Source organism: Brevibacterium sp. FAM 24630 (assembly GCF_049804075.1).
In the GTDB taxonomy this organism is placed as follows: domain Bacteria; phylum Actinomycetota; class Actinomycetes; order Actinomycetales; family Brevibacteriaceae; genus Brevibacterium.
In genome coordinates this window covers 122,224-143,374 of record NZ_JBNBZD010000005.1, presented here as the reverse complement: position 1 = coordinate 143,374, position 21,151 = coordinate 122,224, and the positions used below count along the sequence as shown (strand labels likewise).

General features: G+C 66.2%; 21 protein-coding genes and 1 tRNA gene. 8 read left to right on the top strand and 14 right to left on the bottom strand.

Annotated features, from left to right (window positions below; all coding sequences use genetic code 11):
* Positions 1-10: 10 nt before the first annotated feature.
* From arc to ACPUD7_RS05870, 3 genes are read right to left on the bottom strand one after another with little or no spacing between them, the layout of a single operon-like run.
* Complete coding sequence (arc, locus tag ACPUD7_RS05880) at positions 11-1,663, bottom strand: proteasome ATPase (RefSeq protein WP_425119408.1); 1,653 nt, start codon at positions 1,661-1,663, stop codon at positions 11-13.
* Positions 1,660-2,724, bottom strand: a complete 1,065-nt coding sequence (locus tag ACPUD7_RS05875) for a tRNA (adenine-N1)-methyltransferase (RefSeq protein ID WP_135540886.1) — start codon at positions 2,722-2,724, stop codon at positions 1,660-1,662. Before ACPUD7_RS05875 ends, arc begins: the two co-directional genes overlap by 4 nt.
* A 45-nt stretch (positions 2,725-2,769) precedes the next feature.
* Positions 2,770-3,930: a site-2 protease family protein gene (locus ACPUD7_RS05870; RefSeq protein WP_135540888.1), complete on the bottom strand. Its 1,161-nt coding sequence runs from the start codon at positions 3,928-3,930 to the stop codon at positions 2,770-2,772.
* A 127-nt stretch (positions 3,931-4,057) separates the two neighbouring features.
* Here ACPUD7_RS05870 and ACPUD7_RS05865 point away from each other — a divergent pair, with 127 nt between their 5' ends.
* Positions 4,058-4,867 (top strand): RecB family exonuclease, encoded by an 810-nt coding sequence (locus ACPUD7_RS05865; protein WP_425119407.1) that lies wholly within the window; start codon positions 4,058-4,060, stop codon positions 4,865-4,867.
* A gap of 14 nt (positions 4,868-4,881) precedes the next feature.
* Here the strand turns inward: ACPUD7_RS05865 and ACPUD7_RS05860 are convergent, their stop codons facing one another.
* Positions 4,882-5,556 (bottom strand): HAD family hydrolase, encoded by a 675-nt coding sequence (locus ACPUD7_RS05860; RefSeq protein ID WP_425119406.1) that lies wholly within the window; start codon positions 5,554-5,556, stop codon positions 4,882-4,884.
* A gap of 22 nt (positions 5,557-5,578) precedes the next feature.
* On the opposite strand from ACPUD7_RS05860, the gene ACPUD7_RS05855 reads away from it, so the two are divergent.
* Positions 5,579-6,409 (top strand): PAC2 family protein, encoded by an 831-nt coding sequence (locus tag ACPUD7_RS05855; protein ID WP_425119405.1) that lies wholly within the window; start codon positions 5,579-5,581, stop codon positions 6,407-6,409.
* A 9-nt stretch (positions 6,410-6,418) separates the two neighbouring features.
* Here ACPUD7_RS05855 and mshC read toward each other — a convergent pair whose 3' ends face one another.
* The 3 genes from mshC to ACPUD7_RS05840 form a co-directional block, all read right to left on the bottom strand.
* The gene (mshC, locus tag ACPUD7_RS05850) at positions 6,419-7,678 is read right to left on the bottom strand and encodes a cysteine--1-D-myo-inosityl 2-amino-2-deoxy-alpha-D-glucopyranoside ligase (protein WP_425119404.1); all 1,260 of its coding nucleotides are present in this window, start codon (positions 7,676-7,678) and stop codon (positions 6,419-6,421) included.
* A 73-nt stretch (positions 7,679-7,751) separates the two neighbouring features.
* Positions 7,752-8,564 (bottom strand): SCO1664 family protein, encoded by an 813-nt coding sequence (locus ACPUD7_RS05845; RefSeq protein WP_135540898.1) that lies wholly within the window; start codon positions 8,562-8,564, stop codon positions 7,752-7,754.
* A 4-nt stretch (positions 8,565-8,568) separates the two neighbouring features.
* On the bottom strand, positions 8,569-9,132 hold the full coding sequence (locus ACPUD7_RS05840) for a DUF3090 domain-containing protein (protein ID WP_425119403.1): 564 nt from the start codon (positions 9,130-9,132) through the stop codon (positions 8,569-8,571).
* Positions 9,133-9,189: 57 nt separating this feature from the next.
* On the opposite strand from ACPUD7_RS05840, the gene ACPUD7_RS05835 reads away from it, so the two are divergent.
* The gene (locus ACPUD7_RS05835; protein ID WP_425119402.1) at positions 9,190-9,450 is read left to right on the top strand and encodes a hypothetical protein; all 261 of its coding nucleotides are present in this window, start codon (positions 9,190-9,192) and stop codon (positions 9,448-9,450) included.
* Positions 9,451-9,475: 25 nt separating this feature from the next.
* Here ACPUD7_RS05835 and ACPUD7_RS05830 read toward each other — a convergent pair whose 3' ends face one another.
* Positions 9,476-10,375 carry an aldo/keto reductase gene (locus tag ACPUD7_RS05830; protein ID WP_135540903.1) on the bottom strand — a complete coding sequence of 300 codons (900 nt, stop codon included), beginning with the start codon at positions 10,373-10,375 and terminating at the stop codon, positions 9,476-9,478.
* Positions 10,376-10,444: 69 nt separating this feature from the next.
* Between ACPUD7_RS05830 and ACPUD7_RS05825 the strand changes: the two genes are divergently transcribed.
* Complete coding sequence (locus ACPUD7_RS05825; protein WP_425119401.1) at positions 10,445-11,281, top strand: undecaprenyl-diphosphate phosphatase; 837 nt, start codon at positions 10,445-10,447, stop codon at positions 11,279-11,281.
* A 98-nt stretch (positions 11,282-11,379) separates the two neighbouring features.
* On the opposite strand, the gene ACPUD7_RS05820 is transcribed toward ACPUD7_RS05825, so the two are convergent.
* The gene (locus ACPUD7_RS05820; RefSeq protein ID WP_425119400.1) at positions 11,380-12,060 is read right to left on the bottom strand and encodes a histidine phosphatase family protein; all 681 of its coding nucleotides are present in this window, start codon (positions 12,058-12,060) and stop codon (positions 11,380-11,382) included.
* Positions 12,061-12,118: 58 nt separating this feature from the next.
* Here ACPUD7_RS05820 and ACPUD7_RS05815 point away from each other — a divergent pair, with 58 nt between their 5' ends.
* Positions 12,119-12,301, top strand: coding sequence for a DUF5703 family protein (locus ACPUD7_RS05815; RefSeq protein ID WP_135540909.1), 183 nt, complete (start codon positions 12,119-12,121; stop codon positions 12,299-12,301).
* Positions 12,302-12,305: 4 nt separating this feature from the next.
* Positions 12,306-13,280, top strand: a complete 975-nt coding sequence (locus ACPUD7_RS05810) for a DMT family transporter (RefSeq protein WP_425119399.1) — start codon at positions 12,306-12,308, stop codon at positions 13,278-13,280.
* On the opposite strand, the gene ACPUD7_RS05805 is transcribed toward ACPUD7_RS05810, so the two are convergent.
* The 5 genes from ACPUD7_RS05805 to ACPUD7_RS05785 form a co-directional block, all read right to left on the bottom strand.
* Positions 13,234-14,541, bottom strand: a complete 1,308-nt coding sequence (locus ACPUD7_RS05805; RefSeq protein ID WP_425119398.1) for a M20/M25/M40 family metallo-hydrolase — start codon at positions 14,539-14,541, stop codon at positions 13,234-13,236. The genes ACPUD7_RS05810 and ACPUD7_RS05805 overlap by 47 nt on opposite strands.
* Positions 14,542-14,717: 176 nt before the next feature.
* Positions 14,718-14,805, bottom strand: a tRNA-Leu gene (locus ACPUD7_RS05800).
* Between the two features lie 81 nt (positions 14,806-14,886).
* Positions 14,887-15,741, bottom strand: a complete 855-nt coding sequence (locus ACPUD7_RS05795; protein ID WP_425119397.1) for a MaoC family dehydratase — start codon at positions 15,739-15,741, stop codon at positions 14,887-14,889.
* Positions 15,738-17,090, bottom strand: coding sequence for a 3-oxoacyl-ACP reductase (locus ACPUD7_RS05790; RefSeq protein ID WP_425119396.1), 1,353 nt, complete (start codon positions 17,088-17,090; stop codon positions 15,738-15,740). Before ACPUD7_RS05790 ends, ACPUD7_RS05795 begins: the two co-directional genes overlap by 4 nt.
* Positions 17,087-18,376, bottom strand: a complete 1,290-nt coding sequence (locus tag ACPUD7_RS05785; protein WP_135540919.1) for an acetyl-CoA C-acetyltransferase — start codon at positions 18,374-18,376, stop codon at positions 17,087-17,089. Before ACPUD7_RS05785 ends, ACPUD7_RS05790 begins: the two co-directional genes overlap by 4 nt.
* Positions 18,377-18,434: 58 nt before the next feature.
* On the opposite strand from ACPUD7_RS05785, the gene ACPUD7_RS05780 reads away from it, so the two are divergent.
* Both ACPUD7_RS05780 and ACPUD7_RS05775 read left to right on the top strand, forming a co-directional pair.
* Positions 18,435-19,046, top strand: a complete 612-nt coding sequence (locus ACPUD7_RS05780) for a TetR/AcrR family transcriptional regulator (RefSeq protein ID WP_135540921.1) — start codon at positions 18,435-18,437, stop codon at positions 19,044-19,046.
* Complete coding sequence (locus ACPUD7_RS05775) at positions 19,043-21,079, top strand: acyl-CoA dehydrogenase (protein WP_425119395.1); 2,037 nt, start codon at positions 19,043-19,045, stop codon at positions 21,077-21,079. The genes ACPUD7_RS05780 and ACPUD7_RS05775 overlap by 4 nt, the downstream gene beginning before the upstream one ends.
* Positions 21,080-21,151 lie beyond the last annotated feature (72 nt).

The window sequence follows — 21,151 nt, the reverse complement described above, 5'->3', positions numbered from 1 at the left end:
ATCTGTCTTCTCAGACCAGGTCGGAGTTCGGTCGCACTTCGGAGATCTCGGTCTCATAGGGAACGGTCGGTGCACCTCTGGTCGTGTCGAGGTGCATCATCCGCAGATGCGTGACCCGCTCGCCCTTGCGCCCGGAGATGCGCGCCCACTCATCGGGATTCGTCGTGTTCGGCAGGTCCTCGTGTTCGCTGAACTCCTCGGCGATGGCGGCATCGAAGTGTGCCGACTGCAGACCCCTCTCGCCGGTCTCGAGCAGCGACTTGATCGCGGACTTCTTCGCCCGGTCGACGATGTTGTGGATCATCGCGCCGGAGGCGAATGCCGAGAAGTGGAGGACTTCCTTCGAACCGTCGGCATAGCTGACCTCGACGAACTCGTTGTCCGCGCTCTCCGCGTACATCCGCTCCACACAGTGGTCGATGACGGTGGCCACCGCCTCGGCGGGCGTCTCATGACCGGAGAGCACGCTCGAATGCAGCGGCAGGTCGGCCGTGAGGTACTTCTCGAAGATGTCACGAGCGGCATCGGCATCGGGGCGTTCGATGCGGATCTTGACATCGAGGCGGCCCGGACGCAGGATCGCCGGGTCGATGAGGTCCTCACGGTTCGAAGCGCCGATGACGATGACGTTGTCGAGCTGTTCGACGCCGTCAATCTCCGTGAGCAGCTGCGGGACGATCGTCGTCTCCACATCAGAGGACTTGCCCGTGCCGCGGGTGCGGAAGAGCGATTCCATCTCGTCGAAGAAGACGACGACGGGGAAGCCCGCCGAAGCCTTCTCCCTGGCACGGGCGAAGATGAGGCGGAGCTGACGTTCGGTCTCGCCGACGTACTTGTCGAGCAGCTCCGGGCCCTTGATGTTGAGGAAGTAGGTCTTGCTGGTCCTCTCCTCACCGGTGCGATCGGCCAGCGAATTCGCCACAGCCTTGGCGATGAGGGTCTTGCCGCAGCCCGGGGGCCCGTAGAGCAGAATGCCCTTGGGCGGTTTGAGACCGTGCTCGGTGTAGAGCTCGGGATGTTCGAAGGGCAGTTCGACGGCGTCCTTGATCTGTCCGATCTGGTCAGCCAGTCCCCCGATGTCCGAATAGGTGATGTCGGGGACCTCTTCGAGCAGCAGCGAGGACACCTCGGGCTTCTCGACGACCTGCAGCGCGTAGTGGGTGCGGGTGTCGACGACGACGGCATCGCCGACGCGCAGCCCCGAATCGATGAGGTCGGCGGCGAGGGTGAAGACCTGTTCGTCATCACCGGGAGCTCCGACGAGGATGCGCCGGTCATCGATGAATTCGCGGACGTTGACGACCGAACCCACCGGGGGGAACTCGCCGACGCCGATGACGACGAGGCCCTCGGACAGGAGGACATCGGCGCCGGGGCGCAGCCCGGCCGGATCCACTTCGGGGGCGACGGCCACGCGCATGCGGCGGCCGCTGACGATGACGTCGGCAGCCACACCCTTGTCGTCGAGGCCGATGAGGGTGCCCCAGTTGTTCGGCGGCTCGGTCAGACGACGAGCCTCCTCCTTGATCCGGTTGAGCTCGTCGCGGGCAGTGCGCAGGGTCTTCGACAAGGCCTCATTGCGTTTGCCCGCGGTGTAGAGCTGCTGGCGCAGGGACACGGTGTCCTCACGCAGCTTCTTCACCTCGGTCGTGGTCTCTGTCATCGATCCTCCTTCGGCCCAGTGGTCTCAGTGTTCGGCGGCTGTGTCGCGTCCGCGGCAGCCGCGTTCTCTTCGTCGCTGCGCAGGCGCTTACCGGCTTCGCGCATGACTCGGCGCAGCTTCTTCCCGTGTGCGGTGCGGGTGCCGATGGCCGCCTCGGTGACCTCGGGCTCCGTCCACGCGGCGACGTCCTCGGGGGCCGCAGCGGCTCCCTGCGGGCGCTTCTTCTTCTCCAGCGGAGCCACTCCCGCGGCCATCCTTCGGGCCATGATGAGGAAGCCGGTGTGGGCGATCATCCGGTGGTCGGGGCGCACGGCGAGTCCGTCGGCGTGCCAGCCGCGGACCATGGCTTCCATGGCTTCGGGTTCGGCGAAGTTCCCCGTGGCCCGCAGCGCTTCGGTGAAGCGGGAGAGCTGCGGGACCGTGGCCACATACGCGATGACGATTCCGCCGGGCGTCAGGGCTTCGCTGACGGCGTCGAGCGTGTTCCAGGGAGTGAGCATGTCGAGGACCACGCGGTCGACGCTGCCGGGCGCGAAGGTCTGCGGCAGCGCCTCGGAGAGGTCGCCGACGGTGACCGACCAGTTCTCGGGTGCCCCGTCGAAGAAGTCTGCGATATTGCCCGAGGCGATCGTGGCGAACTCCTCGCGCAGTTCGAAGGAGTGCACGCAACCGCGCGGTCCGACGGCACGCAGCAGGGCCATCGACAGTGCCCCGGATCCGACCCCCGCCTCGACGACGGTGGCGCCGGGGAAGATGTCGCCGAGGGTGACGATGAGTCCCGAATCCTTCGGGTAGACGACCGCAGCGCCGCGGGGCATCGAGAGCACGAAGTCCTCATAGCGGGGACGGAAGACCTGGAACTCCACTCCCCCGGAATTCGACACGATGATGCCTTCGGTGCGCCCGATGATGTCGTCGTGGCTGATGAGTCCCTTGTTCGTGTGGAAGAGCTCGCCCGGGGCGAGCACGAAGGTGTGCATGCGCCCCTTGGGGTCGGTGAGCTGGACCTTTTCGCCGCGGCTGAGGGCACGCGGAGGTCGGGAACGGAGTGGCTGAGTCATGATGAGTCCACTCTACGCTGGTGAGGATTGCCTCACACAACCGGCTCAGGCTGCGAGAAGTTCGTCGAAGAACTCCTGCAGGTCGATGACTCCGACCAGCGTGTTTCCGTCCATGACGAGGCTGAACTGCGCCTTGGGGCGGTGGGTGAGCGATTCGAGCAGATGCGGGGCGGTGATGTCCTTGGGCACACCGATCCAGCCGACGAGGGGCCGGGCGACCTCACCGGCGGGCACGGCGTCGAGGGTCTCGGCGAGGCGGCCGGCTGCGGCGTGCCGATCGACGAGACCGTACGGCAGCCCGTTCTGGTCGAGGACGACGATGAGGGTGCGCTCCTTCGCGTTGCCGAGCGTGTTCGCGTAGTCGAGGGTGTCGGCGAGGTCGGCATCCCAGGTGGCCGCGATGGCCGGTTGGATGACCTGGGAGAGATCGTAGGTCTCCATCTTCCTGGCGCGTTTGGCGTGGGTCGCAGCATCCCCGGCGGAGAACCACAGCATGATCGCGATGAGCGACATCCAGGCCACGGTGAGCGGGTCGGGTCGATCGCCGGCCAGCAGCGGAGTGATGACCGACCAGCCGATGAATCCGACGGCGATGATGCGCCCGACCCAGCTGGCCACGATCGTGCCCAGGTACTGGGACCCGGTGATGCGCCACATGATCGCCTGCAGCGCCCAGCCGCCGTCGAGCGGAATGCCCGGCAGCAGGTTGATCGCTCCCAAGGCGACATTGGCGAAGGTGACCGCGATGAGCAGCAGCCACGGCACCGAGGTGGGACTCACGGCGCTCAGGCACCACCATCCCAGCAGCGCGAGGACGATGTTGACGATGGGGCCGACGATGGAGATGACGAAGCTCGTCATCGCGGCCTTGTCGCGCGGATTGTCCATCTGGGGTTCGAAGCGGGTGAAGCCGCCCCAGATGTTCAGCTCGATGGCGGCGACCTTCTGCCCGTAGAACTGACCGGCCACACCGTGGGCGAGTTCGTGGAGGAACACCGAGGCGAAGAGGAGCACCGCGTAGGCGAAGGCCACAAACCATGCGCCGATGCCCAGATCCGGCCGCACCTGGTTGAGCCAGGGGGTGAAGAGTATCGTGATGACGATGGCGGCGAGGAACCACGACCACGCCAGGATCACCGGTGCGCCGAGGACCGTGCCCAGACGCAGACCCGATGACGCACCGGGCTGGTGGTTTTTCGCGGCCATTGAAGGGATTCCTCCGGTCGATGTCGTGGTCAGCGGACCACTGAGGGTCGGTAACTCAGCCTAACAGCGACTCAGCGCTCACCGCTGGTCGCCACGTCGTGTCCGCCCAGGTCGTTACAGTGGTGATATGGCCGAGCTCACCAGTCTGTCGCCCTCCCGGGCCAACGACTTCATCCAGTGTCCCCTGAAGTTCCGCTTCCGCAGCATCGACAAGCTGCCGGAGCCGCCGTCTCAGGCGGCATTCCGCGGCACCGTGGTCCATTCGGTGCTCGAGAAGCTGTTCACCGCTCCCGCCGCAGAACGCACGGCCGAACTCGCCCAGTCGATGCTCATGCCCGCCTGGAGCGAACTCGTGGAGAAGGACCCGACCGTGCTCGAGATCTTCACCGCCGAAGCGGAGAAGGAGACGTTCTTCACATCTGCGCGTCGCCTCATCGACTCCTATTTCGTCCTCGAGTATCCCGAGCACCTCGAACCCGAGGAGACGGAGAAGTTCGTCCGCACGAAGCTCGACAACGGACTCGAACTGCGCGGGTTCATCGACCGGGTCGATGTCGCCCCCGGCGGTGAGACCAGGTTGGTCGACTATAAGACCGGCAAGCAGCCGAAGCCGCAGTACGGACGGGAGGCGCGGTTCCAGATGGGCTTCTACGCCCTCGTCGTCTACCGACTCTCCGGAGATCTCGTCCACACTCTGCAGCTGATGTATCTCGGTTCGCGCAGCGTGCTGAAGTCGCATCCGACGATGAACGAGATCGAACAGACCGAATTCGAGATCGATGCCATCTGGAAGGACATCATCGCTTCGGCGGAGTCGGACCGGTGGCGGCCGAAGAAGTCTCCCCTGTGCAACTGGTGCTCCTTCAAACCGCTGTGCCCTGCCTGGGGCAACACCGCCCCGCCGACGCCGGAGATCACGAACATCGTCGGGGCCTAGGACGATTGGGGAGTTCAGACCCGACTGTGGTGGCGCAGCCGACGCAGATCCTCGACGGTGCGGCCTTCGAGGCCGTCCCACAGGATCCGGCCCGGCCGCGCTTCCAGATCGATGAAATGCGGGATGCCCACGGCGATGGTTCCGGCCGCCTCCGCGCTGGCCAGACCGGGCTTCGAATCCTCGAGAGCGACACACTCTGCCGGGTCGAGGCCCAGCAGGGCCGCCCCGCGGAGGTAGGGCTCCGGGTCGGGTTTGCCCGCGGAGACTTCGTCACCGGAGATGAGTCCGGCGAAGCTGTCGGGCGGGCAGCTGGCGATGACCGCCTCGGCGAGCCGACGGTAGGACATTGTGACCATAACGCTGGGGATCCCCTCGGCTTTGAGCTCGGCGAGCAGCTCCAGTGCGCCGGGCCGGAACGGGACGGAGGTGCGGATCTGGTCGATCACCGCGCTCATGAGGGTGTCGACGATCTCGTTCACCGGCAGATCGAGACCGGCCTCCTGCATCATCGACGCCGAGGTGGTCAGTTCGTTGCCGACGAATTCGAGCCCCTGCTCTTCTGACCAGGGAAGCCCATGAGCGTTCATCAGTTCTGTTTCGGCTCGGATCCAGTACGGTTCCGTATCGACAAGGGTTCCGTCCATATCCCACAGGACAGCGGCGGGCTCGGCGGCGGCAGAATTCGTCATACGCCCAGCGTAGTCTTGAACCATGAGCTTTCTTCCATCCGGGTCCGGGGCACTCGTCTTCATCGCCTTCGAAGGTCAGGATGCCGATGCCTCCGAAGCCGCGAGTTCCCTGGCCAAGGATCTCGTCGAGGTCTGGCAGCTGAACGACTCGCAGATCCTCGACACCGACGGGTTCTACGAATTCCGCTTCTCCGAGCCGGAGATCCTCCGCGACGAGGAGGGAACCGCATCGATCGCCTGGCCGGGGATCGCGGTGCATCGCGGCCGCCTCGGCGAACTGCCGATCACCGTCATCCACGGTCACGAACCGGGACTGAAGTGGCGGGAGTTCCTCTCCCTCATCCTCGGTCAGATCGGTCGGGACGATTCGGTCGTCCTCCTCGGCGGGCTCCATGCGGAGGTGCCGCACACCCGACCGCTGCCGGTCGTGGCGAACACCGAGGACCGAACGCTGGCGGCCGAGATCGGCATCGATGCCAACGGCTATGAAGGTCCCATCGGCATCCTCGGCCTCCTCGCCGTGGCCTGCCGGTGGCGGAGTCTGCGCGCGATCAATCTGTGGGTCGGGGTGCCGGACTACCTTGCCGACTCCCCGTCGCCGAAGGCGGAACTGGCGCTGGCCAAGGCCGTCGAACACTATGCGGGCGTGGAGATCGATATCCATGTGCTCGAGGAGGAGAGCCGCGCATGGGAGCTGGGTGCCGATGAGCTCGTGTCGCTGAATCCGCAGCTGGCCGAACTCGTCCGCGGTCTCGAGGAGGCTATCGACTCCGCCGATCTGCCTGAGGCCAGCGGAGACGCCATCGCGGCCGAGTTCGAACGCTATCTGCGCAAACGCGGCCGCGAGAAGTAGGGCGCAGAGTCAGTCGAGCAGACGGATACCCAGCAGCGCATCGACGGCGTCGGCGACCCGGTCACCGCTGAGCGCAGCGGTGGTCGAGGGCTCGGTGTCTGCGTAGTGTTCGGCCCATTCGTCGAGGATCCCGAGGGCACGGGGGCTGTCGAGGTCGTCGGTGAGCGCTTCGCGGAGCAGACCGATGATGTGTCCGCGCAGTCCTTCCCGGCATTCGGATTCGCACTTCGCCGCATGCCGCCACGCCTCCAGCCGTGCCGCTGCGGTCTCGAGCTGCTCTTCGGTGAAGCTCCAATCGCTGCGGTAGTGGTTGGACAGGATCACGGTGCGGATGACCATCGGGTCGACTCCGCGTTCGCGCAGCTGTGAGACGAGCACGAGGTTGCCCTTCGATTTGCTCATCTTCTCGCCGTCGAGTCCGACCATGCCGGTGTGCATGTAGGTCTTGGCCATCGGGGTGTCGCGCCAGGCTGCGGCGTGGGCCGCGCTCATCTCGTGGTGCGGGAAGATGAGGTCGTTCCCGCCGCCCTGCACGTCGACGGGCAGGCCCGCGTACTTGTCGACAATGACGGTGCATTCGACGTGCCAGCCGGGCCGGCCGCGGCCCAGTGCCCCGCCGTCCCACGACGGTTCGCCTTCACGCTCGGCGCGCCACAGCAGCGGGTCGATCGGGTTCTCTTTGCCCACGGTGTCCGGGTCACCGCCGCGTTCGGCCGAGAGCACGGCCATCGTCTTCTCGTCGTCATGGCTGACGGTGCCGAAAGGCGGGGTGATCGGGGTCGACACCCGGTAGTAGACGTCACCGTTGTCGAGCGTGTAGGCCGCGCCCTTGGCAACGAGGTCCTCCACGGCCGCGGTGATCTCGGGGACGGTTTCGACGACGCCGATGAAGCTCCGCGGCGGGATCACCCGCAGGGCCTCCATGTCCTCACGGTAGAGCTGGATCTGGGAGGAGGCGAGTTCGCGCCAGTCGACCCCGGTGGCGTCGGCCCTCTCCAGCAGCGGATCGTCGACGTCGGTGGTGTTCTGGACGTAGACGACGTCGAGTCCGGCATCACGCCAGATGCGGTTGAGCAGGTCGAAGGCCACATAGGTGGCCGCGTGACCGAGATGCGTCGCATCGTAGGGGGTGATGCCGCAGACGTAGAGACGAGCGGTCTGCTCGCGACCGCGCAGGCGGCGCGGGCTGCGGGAGCTCGTGTCGAAGACCGTGGGCACCTTCCCGGTGCTGGTCAGACGGGGCAGTTGTGGTTCGGGCCATGACTTCACGCAGACCAGCCTAACCGAGACGCAGGCGTTCGGCACTCCGATTCCCAGTGATGCTCGCAACCGGATGCCGGACTCAGATCGGCGGCCAGGGGATGACGGTGCGGTCCTCGGGGGCTTCGGGGAAGAACTCACCTGTGAGGAGAGTCTCGGCCCGCTCGCGCAGAGCCTGCACCTCCTGGGGCGAAAGACAGTCGCAGAGCGCGTCGTTGAGGACCGGGTCCATGTCGACGATCTCCTCGAGGGCGTCGATCTCCTCGGCTCGGAACGATGTGCGGGAGAAGCCCCACAGCACGGTGCGCAGCTTCTCATCGGCATGGAACGTCAGCCCGTTGTCGATGCCGAAGACGCCGATGTCGTGCGCATCGGTGCTCGGCAGGGTCGAACCGGTGATGACATGGCCGGCCTTTCGGTCAGCGTTGTTGGCGAGCAGGTCGAAGAAGGCGACGGCGCGCAGGCCCTCGTTGACCGCATGGGAGAGGACGAGGTCGCGGCCGTCCTCGGTGCGCAGCGCGAAGATCGGAGTGTGGTCGGCCGGGATCGCCTGCACCGCCGACAGGCTCACGGCCTCGTCATCATCGGTGGCTTCGACGTAGGCCTGCAGAGAGCCGCGACCGGCGGGCAGGTCCTCGCGCAGCACCGTCGGCGGGACGACGTCGAGTCCGAGGGCTGAGCTGAGCCGATAGGACGCGACTTCCCGCAGCGCCAGTGTCCCCGAGGGGAAGTCGAGCAGCGGGCGTTCCCCGGAGATCGGTTTGTACACGGCCTTGACCGCCCGGTCCGAGTGTTCGATCACGAGCAGGCGGGTGTCATTGCTGGCCCGCGGAATCGAGCCCATCTCCGTCCACTCCCCCGCGCTCAGAGCCTCGAGGAGAAAGCTGTTGTCCATCACTTCAGGCGCGCGGGATCCCGTTGGCGCGTGGGCACAGGTGGCCTTCGGGCTCGAGCGGGAGGGAGCAGAACGGGCAGTCGCCGCGTCCTGCGCCGACGACCTGTTCGCCGCGGCGGGAGAACTCCCGAGCGGCCGCCGCGTCGAGGACGACGCGCAGGACCTCGCGGTCGACTTCGTCGTCATCGGGGTCGGCGGACGTTCCGGCCTGGGCGTCCGCCTCGGTGAGTTCGAAGCATTCGATGACGAGTTCGTGTTTGACCGTGTCCCAGCCGAGGCTCATGGTGCCGACACGGAACTCCGGTTCGATGGGCACATTCAGTCCGGCGTTGTCGATGCGGTCGTCGAGGGCCGTCTGCGGCACTCGCGCGGCCGGGTCCTTGGTCATGACCATGTCGAGCAGCTCGGTGATCCGGTCGGCGAGGATCTCCACCTGTTCCTTCTCCACGACGACGGTCGTCAGCACGGTCCCGGACTTCGCCTGGAGGAGGAAGGTCCTCTCCCCCGGCAGTCCGATCGTGCCGACGACGAAACGGTCCGGTGTGGGGTGGTCGTAGAGAGCTGCCATGTCTTCAGCCTAGTTCAAACACTTACATGTGACTCCGGCCTGGGATACATTTGAGTCATGAGCACTGATCCTCGTGAGGCCCTGGACGCATTCCTCGAAGCAGTGAGAGAGCACTACGCTGCATCCGCACACCGAAACGGTGACCAAGACCCCCGAGTCGAAGCCGCTTATATGGCTTTGGCCGACGCCTTCGAAATCTACGAAGATGCGATCTACACCGCGTTCGACGAGGTGACCCCCTTCGAACTCTTCGATGACGTCGAAGATGCGAAGGACGATGAGGGATTCATCCTCGACGAAGACGACGAGGACGACTGAGCTCCGTTCTCAGCGCTGTCAGCCGTCAGGAGATCTGGTCGAGCACCTCGGCGATCTCTTCGGCCAGCTCGACCTCGCCGCCGGTGACCTCGGCCAGCTGTGCCGGAGTCCTCGGTGAGACCAGCGAGCAGGCGATCCCGCGGTGCCGGTTGAAGGCCAGAGCGATATCGGTCGTCGACACGCCCAAGGCGGTCGCGGCTTTCCGCACTCCGGCGAGCACCCGATTCGATCGGTCATCGAGATAGGCACCCACATAGTCGCTGAGCTCACCGGCCAGCCGCGAATCCTGCGGTGTCGCCGAGCGATATTTGTCGGTGAGCACTCCGCGTCCCAGCCCGGCACCGGCGATGAGTGAGACTCCGGCATAGTCCGCGGCAGGGATGAGGTCGTCCTCGGCATCGCGATTGAGCAGAGAGTATTCGGCGACGGCGCAGGCGATGGGGATCCCTGCCCCGCGCATCTCCGCCAGCTGCCACCCGCTGTGGTGGGAGACGCCGACATAGCGGATCTTGCCCAGTGTGAGCAGCGTATCGATCGCCGAGGCGGTCTCGGCCCGATCGACGTCGGCATCGAAGACGTCGAGTACGAGGACGTCGAGATGACTGCGACCCGTCGTGTGCAGCAGGGCATCGACCTGGGACAGGATCCGGGCCCGCCCGAGTCCCACCTCGATATGGTCGGGCTCGCTCAGGGACACGCCCACCCGGGCCATGAGCAGCATCTCTTCGGGAAGTCTCAGCTGCCCGAGCACCGAGGCCGCGATTGTGGCAGAGCTGGGCAGCTCGAGGAGGTTCCCACCAGCATCCCTGTAGTCGTCGACGAGACGCTGAGCGGTCCGGTCATCGACCCGGTGGCCCCATTCGAAGGTCCCGAGACCCACATCGCTGACGTCCAGACCGGTGGTGCCGAGGCGTTGGTGCTTCATGCTTCTTGAGGTTACCCGATCCGGCGACTACCGTGGTTTCGTTCCCACCCCATATTCTCAAGGAGTCGTATGTACGACTGGCTGGTCGCTGCCGTGCTCGGAATCGTGCAGGCACTCACCGAGTTCCTCCCGATCTCGTCCTCGGCGCATGTGCGCATCGTCGGCGAACTCATGCTGCCGGGCGACGATCCCGGCGCCTTCTTCACCGCCATCATCCAGATCGGCACCGAGGCGGCCGTCGTCGTCTATTTCTGGCGCGACATCGTCACGATCATCTCGAAATGGTGCAAAGCTCTCGTCGGCAGGCACGATCGCAAGGACCCCGAGGTGCGGCTGGGCTGGCTCATCATCGTCGGTTCGATTCCGATCGTCGTCATCGGCCTGCTGTTCCAGGACCACATCGAAGGCGCGCTGCGCAGCCTGTGGATCACCGCGACGATGCTCATCGTCTTCGGCATCATCATCGGCATCGCCGACTGGGCCGGGAAGCGGGAGCGCACGCTCGAAGACATGACCTGGGGTCAGGGCATCCTCTTCGGCTTCGCTCAGGCCCTGGCCGTCATCCCCGGCGTGTCGCGTTCGGGCGGCACGATCATGGCGGGTCGGTTCATGGGCTTCGACCGTCCCGCCGCCGCTCGGTATTCGTTCCTGCTCGCGATCCCCGCGGTTCTCGGCTCGGGATTCTATGGAGTCGCACAGACGCTCGGACGCGCCGATGACATGGTGCTCGGCTGGGGTCCGACGATGTTGGCGACCCTCATCTCCTTCGTCCTCGGCCTCTTCGTCATCCACTGGTTCCTCGGCTATGTGAAGACGAAGTCCTTCGCGATCTTCGTCTGGTACCGCGTGGCGTTGGGCATCGTGCTCTACGTTCTGCTCGGCACCGGCGTCCTCGCCGCTGTCTGAGCCGCCTGCCGGCTCCGGTCGCGGGCAGACCTCAGCCCCGACCTGAGCTTTCCGCTCCGCACGTTCCTGATCCCGGTATTCGAGTGAGAATGCCGGGATCAGCGCATTCCGCCCCCGCCGACGGCCCCCGACTGCCCGAGACCGGCAGCGGTCACCGACATCGCGGCCAGCACGGGCCTCGTCGCCGAATAGTCGATGACGGTGAATGAGCCCGGCGCCACGCTCAGACGTTGGAAGTCATCGAGCGGCATGCCCAAGGCATCGGCGATGATCGATTTGATGATGTCGCCGTGGGAGACGATCATCCCCCACAGGGGCTTTTCCTTCGTCTCCGCGTCTCTGTTCGCCTCGGCGTCTCTGAGCTCGGCGACGAGCGCGTGGACACGGGCGACGGACCGGTCGGCCGCCTCGGCGATGGATTCCCCTCCCGGAAACCGGGCCTGCGAGGCGCGGTCGAGCACCGTCGCCCACAGAGGTTCGGATGCGAGCTCCTTGAGCCCGCGTCCCGTCCAGTCGCCGTAGTCGAGTTCGATGACGGCTTCGTCCTCGGCGGAGTCTTCGATCTCGGCCGCCTGCCGGGCGATCTCGGCGGTCTGCACGCAGCGGCGCAGAGGAGAATGGATGAGGCGGGCGAAGCGACGGTTCGGCAGCAGTCGCAGGTTCGCTTCGAGCGCGCCCACGCCCTCGTCGGTCAGGGACACACCGGCGGCTCGTCCGGCCAGGATTCCGGAGACGTTGGCGCTGGAGAGGCCGTGCCGCAGAAGAACGATGACGGGCATGGCATCCACATTAGCCCAGATCGTCTAGGGTGGGCCTATGAAACGTCAGCGTCCACGTATGACTTACGAATTCCGCAAGGTTTCGTTCTCCAAGGATGTGCCGCGGTCGGTCAGCCTGCAGGAGCTCAACGACGAGGCGGAATACGGCAAATGGGAGCTCGCTCGGACTCGGATCTCCGTCGGCGGCGTCCGCACCGTCTGGCTGCGCCGCAAGATCATGCCGCTGACTCTGAGCAGCTGATCGTTTGCGGTCGTCTTCCCTCGTTCCCGTCCTCACCGCGGGACTCGTCACGATCGGCGCGGGTGCGGCCATGGCCCTGCAGGGTCGTGCGAACGGTCTGCTCGGTGAAGTGCTCGGGCATGCGGTCTTCGCCGCTCTCATCTCGTTCGTCGTCGGACTCCTCGTCGTCGGGACCACCCTGGCCGTCTCCGCGCGATCCCGAACCGCGGCGGTGCGGCTGCTGGACATGCTGCGCGATCGCTCCCTGCCCGGCTGGGTGGTGCTGGGCGGGCTGAGCGGCGGGCTCGTCGTCATCGCTCAGGCCACGACGGTGCCGCTGATGGGCGTGGCGATGTTCACGATGGCCTTCGTCTCCGGGCAGGTCACCGGCGGGCTCATCGTCGACTCCACCGATCTTCCGCCGGCAGGTCGCCAACGGCTCAATGTGCTGCGCGTGCTCGGGGTGCTCATCGTCCTCGGCTCTCTGGTCGTCGGTGCCGGTGAGCGGCTGCAGACGGGCATCCCCCTGTGGGCGCCGCTGCTGCCGTTCGTCTCCGGCGCGCTGACGAGCGTGCAGCAGGCCTTCAACGGCCGCATCCGCGCCGCCACCGAATCCGCGGTCGTGGCCACAACGGTGAATTTCACCGTCGGCCTCGCGGCGCTCCTCCTCGGCACGGCGGCGCTCTTGGTCGCGGGCGTGCCGTGGGCCGGGTTCCCGACTGCACCGAGTCAGTGGTGGATCCTCCTCGGCGGGGCCTTCGGAGTCGTGTTCATCGCATTGACCACGGTGACCGTGGCTCGTCTGGGCGTGCTGCTGCTGAGCCTGTTCGCGCTCTTCGGCAACCTTGTCGGTGCCCTGCTGCTCGATGTGCTGCTGCCGATCCCCGGTTCGGTGTTCAACGCCACGACGGTGCTCAGCGCCGCCGGTGTGCTCGCCGGGATCGCCGTCACCGTCATGCCTTCATCAGGAAGTCCCCGAGCACCCGGGTCCCGAACTTGAGCGCGGAGATCGGCACTCGCTCATCGACACCGTGGAACATCGCGGGGAAGTCGAGGTCACCGCTCAGCTGCAGCGGGGCGAAACCGTAGCCGGTGATGCCGAGTTCGGCCATGGACTTGTTGTCCGTGCCTCCGGAGAGCGTGTACGGCAGCACCTTCGCCGTCGGGTCATCGGCGAGCAGGCTCGCCTCCATCTGCGCCACGAGCGGGGTGTCGAAGGGGGACTCGAGTGCTTCGCCTTCGTCCTCAGCGGAGATGTCGATCCCCTCCCCCGCCAGCTCCTTGATGGTCAGCATGACGTCTTCGTGCTGACCGGGCAGCGTGCGGCAGTCGACATAGCCCGTCGCCGTGCCGGGAATGACGTTGTGCTTGTAGCCGGCTTCGAGGAACGAGGGATTCGAGGTGTTCTGCAGGGTCGGGGCGACGAACTTCTCGACCGAACCGAGTTCGGCCAGCAGCTGCGGAATCGTCTCGGACCGGAATTCAATCCCGGTCAGGTCCGAGACCCCTTCGAGGAGCTTGCGGGTGGCCAGGGGGATCTCCTGCGGCCAGGGATGGCTGCCGATGCGCGAGATCGCCGCAGCCAGCCGGGTGACCGGGTTGTCGTCGTTGCGCTGGGAGCCGTGCCCGGCAGTGCCGTGGGCGATGAGGTTGAGCCAGGCCAGGCCCTTCTCTGCGGTCTGGATGAGGTACACGCGCTGCCCGCGGATGTCGACGGAGTAACCGCCGACCTCGGAGATCGCCTCGGTCGCGCCGGAGAAGAGCTCGGGACGGTTGCGCACCATGTGGCGGGCACCGTAGTTCCCGCCGGCTTCCTCATCAGCGAAGAAGGCGATGATGAGATCTCGGCGGGGGCGCAGACCCTGAGTGAGCATGGCTCGGACGGAGGCGATGATCATCGCATCCATGTCCTTCATGTCGACCGCACCCCTGCCCCACAGCAGTCCGTCCTTGATGATGCCTTCGAAGGGGTCCACGCTCCAATCCTCGGCAGCAGCAGGCACGACATCGGTGTGGCCGTGCACGACGAGCGCCGGGGAGTTCGGGTCAGAGCCCGAGACCCGGGCGACGAGATTGGCCCGACCCGGTGAGGATTCGACGATTTCGGACTTCAGGTCGACCTCGGCGAACCAGGAGGCGATGAGTTCGGCGGCAGGAAGCTCCGGGTTGGCTCTGTTGCCGCCCCAATTCTGGGTGTCGATGCGGATGAGCTGGCGGCACAGTTCGGTGACCTCCGCCTCGGCGGCGCTGAAATCAAACACGAGGGCTCCCGTCGGTGAAGGGCGGATCACGCGTCGGTGCTGTGATCCCGCGGACATCTTCCACCGTATCCCACCTGCGGCAGCTCGGACGGTCGATTCCGGGCCAGTTTCGGCGCGTCCGGACGGGAAGACGAAAATGGCCTCCGGATCGAAATCCGGAGGCCATCTCCTCGTTGTGCGCGAAGGGGGACTTGAACCCCCACGCCCGATAAGTTGGGCACTAGCACCTCAAGCTAGCGCGTCTACCAATTCCGCCACTCGCGCTGGCAACAGAGATAACTCTACATGCGCGAAACGGTGTCGCAAAATCGAAATCGGCATTTGTGACGCACTCCACTTCTTGGTTCATCCTTCGAGGTGTGCCACCTGCGTGAGCACGTGAGGTTTGCCCGATTTCGGGTCGAAGACCGCCGACCTCGAGGCCCCGTGACGCCGTCCGTCGGTGAGCGCATACCCGGCGGTTCCCGGCAACAGGATCGGCTTCGCGAAGGACACGTCCCAGCGGTAGGACTCCAGTCGCGGGTCCATCGCCGACAGTGCCCGGGAGGCCGTGTACATGCCGTGGGCGATCTGTCGCGAGAACCCGAAGCCCTTCGCCGCCAGACCATTGAGGTGGATGGGGTTGAAGTCGCCGGAGACCTGCGCGTAGCGCTGTCCGATGATCGGGTCCAGCCGCCACAGCGCGCTGGGCTGCGGGGCGGTGAACTCCGCATGCGGGACCTGGGCTCGCGCCCGGGCACCGGGCAGCTTCTTACCCTTGGCGAGATAGGTCGAGACCTCATCCATCACGGGACGGCCCTCGACCTGCGCGGTGACGTGGACCTCGATCGTCGTGCCCTTCGCGTGCTCGAACGGCCCGGCGAGTTCGACATGGAAGTCGACGACCTCGCCGAGGCGGGCCGGAGAGAGCACGTCCACCCGGTTGTGGATGTGGACCATCCCCAACATCGGCAGCGGCACTTCGGGATCGGACAGCAGCTGCATGCTCAGCGGGAAGCCGAGCACGTGCAGGTAGCCGGGGTGGACGACGTCGTAGAGCCTCTGCTCCACGACATGGGCGAAACCGGCGTAGGCGACCGGTTCGAGCGGTACGCTGCGGTCGATCGACCGCTGCGGCAGCTCGGGGCTGGTCCGCGAGCCCACGGGCAGGGTCTTGAGCACGGCGCGGGCGTAGACGGGGAGCATCGAGTCCGCCATCATGCACCCACCATGTTCTGTCCGCACACGCGCAGGGTCTCACCGTTGATGCCGCGGGCGCCGGCCGAGGCGAGGAAGCTGATCGCCTCGGCGACGTCGACCGGCTGACCGCCCTGCTGGAGGCTGGAGAGCCGGCGGGCGACCTGACGGGTCAGCGTCGGCATCTTCGCGGTCATATCCGTTTCGATGAACCCGGGCGCGACCGCGTTGATCGCCCCGCCACGGGAAGCGAAGTCCTGCGCCGAGGCGGCCGTGAGTCCGATGACACCGGCCTTCGAGGTCGCATAGTTCGTCTGTCCGCGGTTGCCGGCGATGCCCGAGGTCGAGGCCAGGGACACGACCTGGGCGCCCTCGGCGAAGAGGCCCTTCTCGGCGAGGTGGGCGTTGATCATCGTCTGCGCCGCGATGTTGACCGCGATGACCGAGTCCCATTTGCCGGCGTCCATGTTCGCGAGCATCTTGTCGCGGGTGATGCCCGCGTTGTGGACGAGGATGTCGACGGGAGCCGCGACCGCCTCGGCGATCTTCTCCGCCGCATCACCGGCGGTGATGTCGAGCTGGAGTGACTTGCCCCCGATCTCATTCGTCACCTGTGCCAGTGCCTGACCGGCCTGCGGCATGTCGACGCCGATGACATAGGCGCCGTCGCGGGCGAGATTGCGGGCGATCGCCGCACCGATGCCGCGTGCCGCCCCCGTGACGACGGCGGTGCGCCCGGCCAGCGGGCCCCTGGCCCCGGTGGACATGAACGTGGTGAAGTCGAGGCGCTCACCGGCCCCGGAGGACACGGTGAGGAACTGCCCGGACACATAGGCGGACTTGCCCGAGAGCAGGAACCACAGGGCCGCAGCCACCGAGGGTGCGGTGAGGTCGACGCCGTCGAGGAGGATGCCGTTGGCGGTGGCCCCGGCGCGCATCTCGTGGGCGACCGAACGGGTGAAGCCGGTGAGGCCCTGTGTGGTGGCGGCCTGTTCGGGTGTCTGGTTCGCTGGGTCCGAGGCAGTCGAGATCGTGATCACACGACCGCAGGTCGTCAGCGATCGCAGGGCCGCACCGACCTCGAGGACGACAGGTGAGAGTTCGGCCGGAGACTGGGCATCGTCGAGCACGGCGATGATCGCCCGCAGCTTCTCACCGGTCTGCGCGTTCCGGCGCACCTCGAAGCCGTTCTCCAGCAGGAGATCGGCGAGGTTCTGTGCGCCGGCTCCGGTGCCGAGGACGAGGACCGGCTTGTTCGTGTAGCTGGCCGGGGTCGAGCCGAAGCGGTTGAGTTCGACCGGCTGCGGCAGTCCGAGGGTCTTCGCGACCTGCTTGAGCGGTCCGTTGACGAGGGAGAGATACGTGTCTTTCATACTGCCTCCACAATCGCGGTGAGTCCCTGACCGCCTGCGGCGCAGATCGACACCAGGGAACGCTTCTTTCCGGTGGTCTTCAGGTGCTTGGCGGTGCTGGCGATGATCCGTCCGCCGGTGGCAGCGAAGGGGTGACCGGCAGCCAGGCTCGAACCCAGCGGGTTGAGCTTGTCACGATCGATGGGGCCCAACGCCTTGTCGAGTCCGGCCTTCTCCGTGCAGAACTCCTCGGACTCCCAGGCCGCCAGGTGCGAAAGCACAGTCGAGGCGAAGGCTTCGTGGATCTCGAAGACATCGAAGTCATCGAACGTCAGTCCATTGCGAGCCAGCAGGCGCGGGACCGCATAGGCCGGAGCCATGAGCAGGCCCTCGGCGCCGTCGACGAAGTCGACTGCCGCGGCCTCGGCGTCGACGAGGCGTGCCAGCGGGGTGAAGCCGTGCTCGTCGGCCCAGTCCTCGCTGCCCAGCAGCACCGAGGAGGCGCCGTCGGTCAGCGGGGTCGAGTTGCCGGCGGTCATCGTCGCCTCGGTGGGCAGCTTCTTGCCGAAGACGGGGTTGAGCTTCGCCAGAGACTCCATGGTCGAGTCCGCGCGCATGTTCGTGTCGCGGCTGACCCCGAGGTACGGAGTGGTGAGGTCGTCGAAGAACCCGTCGTTCCACGCGGCGGCGAGGTTCCGGTGCGAAGCCACGGCGAGTTCGTCCTGGGCCCGGCGCGTGATGGCCCATTCGGCGGTGGTCTTCGCCTGGTGCTCACCCATGCTCAGTCCGGTGCGCGGCTCACCCGTACTCGGAGCCTGGGGCGCGAGATAGGCGGGGCGGATCTGCGAAGCGATCTTCGCCTTCTGCACCATCGTCTTCGCCCGGGTGAGCTCGAGCAGGATCTCGCGCATCGAATCGTTGATGACGATCGGGGCATCGGAGGCCGAGTCCACGCCCGAGGCGATGCCTGATTCGATCTGGCCGGCGTTGATCTTGTTGTTGAGGCTGACGACGGCCTCCAGGCCGGTGGCGCAGGCCTGGCCGAGGTCGAATGCCGGGGTCGTCGGGGCCAGCGCAGAACCGAGGACGGCCTCACGAGTGAGGTTGAAATCCTTCGAATGTTTGAGGACTGCGCCTCCGGCGACCTCTCCGATGTTCTCCCCGGCCAGCCCGAAGCGGGCGACGAGCCCGTCGATGGCCGAGGTGAGCATATCGAGGTTCGTGGCCTTCGCGTACTGCTTGTTCGAGCGCGCGAAGGGAATGCGATTGCCGCCGAGGATGACGGCGCGTTGAGTGGGAGCGGACATGTGCACCTCCGAATGGTTGATTTAGCTGTTACCGACAGTACCTGATACCGTCTGTTACATGAAATCGATCACAGACGGCCGCTCGACGAGGTGGCAGAAGCACCGCGATGAGCGCCGTCGCGAACTGCTGCGAGCGGTCCGTCTCGTCGTCGACGAGTACGGCGACGAACTGTCGATGGATCAGATCTCGGAACATTCGGGGACCACGAAATCCGTGCTCTACCGATACTTCACTGACCGGGCGGGCCTCCAGGCCGCGATGGGGGAATGGGCGATGGGTCTCATCGTCCGGTCTCTCGATGACGCGGCGGCCGCCTCGGTGCGGGTGGACGAATCCACCACCGGGTATGAGGCGTTGGCGGCGATGATCCGCGCCTTCGTCAACCTCGCCGGAGAATCGCCGAACATCTACCGGTTCTGCGACACCGCGGTGAATCGTTTCGCCCCGGAGGAGACCGGGGGCTTCTTCAATTCGATCGCCGCCCTCTTGGCCGAACGCCTCGCCATCGACGGCGAACGAGCCCAGCTGTGGTCAGCGGGGGCGATCGGCTTCGTCCGTGCGGCGACCGAGACGTGGCTGTCCGACCCCGACCGGCCCGAAGAATTCACCACAACCATCACCGATTGGCTTTGGGCATCCCTGCCCGAACACCGAGGAGAAGAACTATGAAGCTGTCTCTTGACCCGCAGGCCATCAACACCGTGCTCGACGGGCAGTGGGCTGAGGCTCGCCAGCGCGGCCGCACCCTGGCCCAGGAGCCGACGATCTACGACGATCCGGCCGATGACCTCGAGACCGCTCGCGCGAAAACGCTCGACGGCGTCGCCATGATGGCCGAGACCGGACTGCCGATGACGGGCCTGCCCCCGGAGATGGGCGGGAAGAACGAACACGCCACCAACGTCTCCGGCTTCGAGGAGACGGTCACAGCGAATCCCAGCCTGCAGATCAAGGCCGGTGTCCAGTTCGGGCTCTTCGGCGGGGCGATCCTCCACCTCGGCGACGCCGAACAGCATGAGAAGTGGCTGCTCGATGCGCAGAGCGGTCGGCTGCTGGGCTCATTCGCCATGACCGAGATCGGACACGGCTCCGACGTCGCCAACGTCGCCACGACTGCCACCTACGATCCCGCGAGCGAAGAGTTCGTCATCGTCACCCCGTTCCGAGCCGCGACGAAGGAATACATCGGCAACGCCGCCCGCGATGCGCGCGCCGCCGTCGTCTTCGCCCAGCTCGTCACTCAGGGTGTCAACCATGGAGTGCACGCCTTCTTCGTGCCCGTGCGCGACGATGCCGGTGAACCGCTGCCGGGCATCTCACTTGAGGACGACGGCTACAAGGGCGGGCTCAAGGGAGTCGACAACGGCCGCATCGCCTTCGACTCCGTGCGGATCCCGCGCAAGAACCTCCTCAACCGCTACGGCGACGTCACCGCCGAGGGCACCTACTCCTCCCCCATCGAGTCGCCGGGGCGTCGTTTCTTCACGATGCTCGGCACCCTCGTCCAGGGTCGTGTCTCCCTCGACGGTGCCTCGATCGTCGCCTCCAAGCTCGCCCTCGACATCGCCGTGCGCTACGGACTCGAACGCAAGCAGTTCACCGCCGGCGACGACTTCGCCGAAACCACCCTCTTGGACTACGGAGAGCACCAGCGTCGTCTGATGCCGGCCCTGGCCGCCGTCTACGCCTCGTCGTTCGCCCACGACAAGCTGCTGACCTCGTTCGAAGAGGTCTTCTCCGGAGCCGATGACTCCGAGGAGAACCGCGCACTGCTCGAAACCCGCGCGGCCGCGTTCAAGGCGGACTCGACATGGATGGCACTCGACGTCATCCAGGAATGCCGCGAAGCCTGCGGCGGTGCCGGTTTCATGGCCGAGAACCGACTGGTGGGCCTACGGGCGGACCTCGACGTCTATGTCACCTTCGAAGGCGACAACACCGTGCTGCTGCAGCTGGTGGCCAAGCGCCTCCTCGGCGATTATGCGAAGGAATTCGCGCACCTCGACGTCGGCGGCGCGGCCCGCTACATCGGCACCCAGGCCGCCGAGCACACGCTCTACCGGACGGGCCTGGCCAATGCGGGACGAGCGATCTCCGATGCCTTCACCCCGAACCTCGGCGACAAGCGGATCCGTTCGGGACGCCTGCAGCGCACTCTGCTCGAGACCCGCCTCGAGGTCATGGTCGCCGGTGTCGCCCAGGCGCTGCGTCCGGCGACGAAGATGCCGGCAGACAAGGCCGCGGAGCTGTTCAACGTCCACCAGCACGAGCTCATCGAGATGGCGCGCGCCTATGTCGAGCTCGAGAAGTGGAAGGCCCTGGACGAGAAGATGAAGGAGCAGACCGATCCCGAGCAGGGGAAGGTCTTCCGTCGTCTGCGCGACACCTACGGTCTCGGACTCATCGAGAAGCACATGGCCTGGCATCTCATGTACGGTCGTCTGCCGATGTCGCGTGCCCGCCAGATCAACGAGACGATGGGGCGTCTGTGCGCGAAGCTCGCTGCCAATGCCCTCGATCTCGTCGAGGCATTCGGCTACGACGACATCCATCGTCGTGCGACGATCTCCACGGGAGTCGAAGCCGAACGTCAGGCCGAGGCCGCCGACTACTACCGTCGGGCCCGCGCTCGTGAGGACTTCCCCGTCGACGAGAAGCAGCTGCGCAAGGCCGCGAAGAAAGCCAAGCAGGCCGCGAAGTGATCACCGGTCTCTGATGCGCACGCTCATCGGAGTGTGCGCATCCGACCGGCAGCACAAAGCCCCCGCAGCGAA

Coding starts and splice junctions, on each gene's coding strand:
- arc (WP_425119408.1), bottom strand. CDS start 1,663: ATGACAGAGACCACGACCGAGGTGAAGAAGCTGCGTGAGGACACCGTG.
- ACPUD7_RS05875 (WP_135540886.1), bottom strand. CDS start 2,724: ATGACTCAGCCACTCCGTTCCCGACCTCCGCGTGCCCTCAGCCGCGGC.
- ACPUD7_RS05870 (WP_135540888.1), bottom strand. CDS start 3,930: ATGGCCGCGAAAAACCACCAGCCCGGTGCGTCATCGGGTCTGCGTCTG.
- ACPUD7_RS05865 (WP_425119407.1), top strand. CDS start 4,058: ATGGCCGAGCTCACCAGTCTGTCGCCCTCCCGGGCCAACGACTTCATC.
- ACPUD7_RS05860 (WP_425119406.1), bottom strand. CDS start 5,556: ATGACGAATTCTGCCGCCGCCGAGCCCGCCGCTGTCCTGTGGGATATG.
- ACPUD7_RS05855 (WP_425119405.1), top strand. CDS start 5,579: ATGAGCTTTCTTCCATCCGGGTCCGGGGCACTCGTCTTCATCGCCTTC.
- ACPUD7_RS05845 (WP_135540898.1), bottom strand. CDS start 8,564: ATGGACAACAGCTTTCTCCTCGAGGCTCTGAGCGCGGGGGAGTGGACG.
- ACPUD7_RS05840 (WP_425119403.1), bottom strand. CDS start 9,132: ATGGCAGCTCTCTACGACCACCCCACACCGGACCGTTTCGTCGTCGGC.
- ACPUD7_RS05835 (WP_425119402.1), top strand. CDS start 9,190: ATGAGCACTGATCCTCGTGAGGCCCTGGACGCATTCCTCGAAGCAGTG.
- ACPUD7_RS05830 (WP_135540903.1), bottom strand. CDS start 10,375: ATGAAGCACCAACGCCTCGGCACCACCGGTCTGGACGTCAGCGATGTG.
- ACPUD7_RS05825 (WP_425119401.1), top strand. CDS start 10,445: ATGTACGACTGGCTGGTCGCTGCCGTGCTCGGAATCGTGCAGGCACTC.
- ACPUD7_RS05820 (WP_425119400.1), bottom strand. CDS start 12,060: ATGCCCGTCATCGTTCTTCTGCGGCACGGCCTCTCCAGCGCCAACGTC.
- ACPUD7_RS05815 (WP_135540909.1), top strand. CDS start 12,119: ATGACTTACGAATTCCGCAAGGTTTCGTTCTCCAAGGATGTGCCGCGG.
- ACPUD7_RS05795 (WP_425119397.1), bottom strand. CDS start 15,741: ATGATGGCGGACTCGATGCTCCCCGTCTACGCCCGCGCCGTGCTCAAG.
- ACPUD7_RS05790 (WP_425119396.1), bottom strand. CDS start 17,090: ATGAAAGACACGTATCTCTCCCTCGTCAACGGACCGCTCAAGCAGGTC.
- ACPUD7_RS05785 (WP_135540919.1), bottom strand. CDS start 18,376: ATGTCCGCTCCCACTCAACGCGCCGTCATCCTCGGCGGCAATCGCATT.
- ACPUD7_RS05780 (WP_135540921.1), top strand. CDS start 18,435: ATGAAATCGATCACAGACGGCCGCTCGACGAGGTGGCAGAAGCACCGC.
- ACPUD7_RS05775 (WP_425119395.1), top strand. CDS start 19,043: ATGAAGCTGTCTCTTGACCCGCAGGCCATCAACACCGTGCTCGACGGG.